Origin of the sequence: Candidatus Enterococcus avicola (assembly GCF_047470845.1) — a bacterium.
Classification (GTDB): domain Bacteria; phylum Bacillota; class Bacilli; order Lactobacillales; family Enterococcaceae; genus Enterococcus_D; species Enterococcus_D casseliflavus.
The window spans coordinates 1-1,529 of sequence record NZ_JBLGTY010000054.1 but is presented as its reverse complement, the minus strand read 5'-3'; the positions used below and the strand labels follow the sequence as shown (position 1 = coordinate 1,529).

Below are 1,529 nucleotides of genomic sequence, written 5' to 3'. Positions count from 1 at the left end.
CCAAGCGCAAGGGAGTATGATGATTGCTGCAATGAATTTTGGAATGTAACACCTTATGTTATTAAAGGATTGTGCCGCAAAGAGATACTGTTTGCAATCGATCATCTGAACCAGATTCTACGGTTTGAACTACTTAGGATGATGTCGTGGAAGGTTGGGATAAAGACAGAATTTTCATTAAGTGTTGGGAAAAATTATAAGTATATTAACAAATACATTGATGAAGATCTATGGAATAGATTATTATCTACATATCGCATGGATTCCTATGAAAATATTTGGAAGTCATTATTTATATGCCACCAATTGTTCAGGGAAGTGTCCAAAGAGGTAGCAGAACTACTGGGGTTTGATTATCCAGAGTATGGTAAGAACATAACAAGATATACCGAGGACATGTATAAAAAATATGTTGAAAATGACTATTTTTAAAGATTAGCAAAGATTATTAACCATAAGCAAGGGGTGTAAATGTATGGAAAGTACTGATGTTATAAATGAAATTAGAGGTATATTACCTCGTAACTCAATTGGAAAATATGATTTACTAACTATTTTTACACATAAAACCGTTTTTGATAAAATTGTAAAAGTACTATCATTGGATTTTCAAAATAAAGTAGATTATGTGGCTGCCCCAGAAGCAATTGGATGGATACTAGGCACTGCCATAGCCAAAGAACTTGGAGTGGGGTTTATTGGAGTAAGAAAAGGTGATAAGCTGCCATACGCAAAAGAAGAGATTATTTCGACACATTTTACCGACTATTCAGGTCAAGATAAAAGCTTTGAAATATCTAAGAGTTCTATTGTGAGGAACAAAAGAGTTTTGATTGTAGATGATTGGATAGAGACAGGTTCTCAAATGAAGGCTTTAATAGCTTTGTTAGAGAAATTGGATTGCAGCATTATTGGGTTGGCTACTATTGGGATTGATATAAATGAGGTTACTCAAAAATGGATAGACAGCAGTTTTGTAGCTTATATTGGCTCAAACATATAATAAACCGAAAGAAAATCTTGAATCAAAATTTTGGATGGCGTTAATTTACAATACAACGAAAGATGTTTACTCTTTTTTTATAAATTTTAAGAGGCGTTAAAAAACAGTTTTCAGACGAAAGGAGATCGAAGTTGAGTATAGATTTAAGTAACAAAAAAATTCCGAAAGAAGCAATTCAAGCATTAAAAACTATAGCGGAACTACTTGATAATATGTTAATTGGGGTGTATTTGTATGGTTCGGCAGTAATGGGTGGTTTACGTATGAATAGCGATGTAGATATTTTGGTAATAACAAATCAAAGTTTATCTGAAAAAACTCGAAGGAATCTTACAAATAGGTTAATGCTTATATCTGGGAAAATAGGAAACATAAAAGATATGAGGCCTCTTGAAGTTACGGTCATAAATCAAAAGGATATTGTCCCTTGGCATTTCCCCCCCAAATATGAATTGGTTTGGCAACACTTTTTTAGACAAATTTTATAAGGTGTTCTTTTCATTATCTATCCGAAGCCTCCGATTGC

The 1,529-nt window shown here is 33.1% G+C and carries 2 protein-coding genes and 1 pseudogene; all 3 read left to right on the top strand.

Annotation, left to right across the window (positions count from 1 at the left end):
* A partial coding sequence (locus tag ACI3E5_RS17540) for an aminoglycoside 6-adenylyltransferase (protein ID WP_148406363.1) occupies positions 1-432 on the top strand: 432 nt, incomplete at its 5' end.
* 43 nt (positions 433-475) lie between these two features.
* Complete coding sequence (locus ACI3E5_RS17535; protein ID WP_002294507.1) at positions 476-1,003, top strand: phosphoribosyltransferase family protein; 528 nt, start codon at positions 476-478, stop codon at positions 1,001-1,003.
* A gap of 131 nt (positions 1,004-1,134) precedes the next feature.
* Positions 1,135-1,482, top strand: a pseudogene (locus ACI3E5_RS17530) (nucleotidyltransferase domain-containing protein); the annotation flags it as partial.
* Positions 1,483-1,529: the final 47 nt, after the last annotated feature.

Coding starts and splice junctions, on each gene's coding strand:
- ACI3E5_RS17535 (WP_002294507.1), top strand. CDS start 476: ATGGAAAGTACTGATGTTATAAATGAAATTAGAGGTATATTACCTCGT.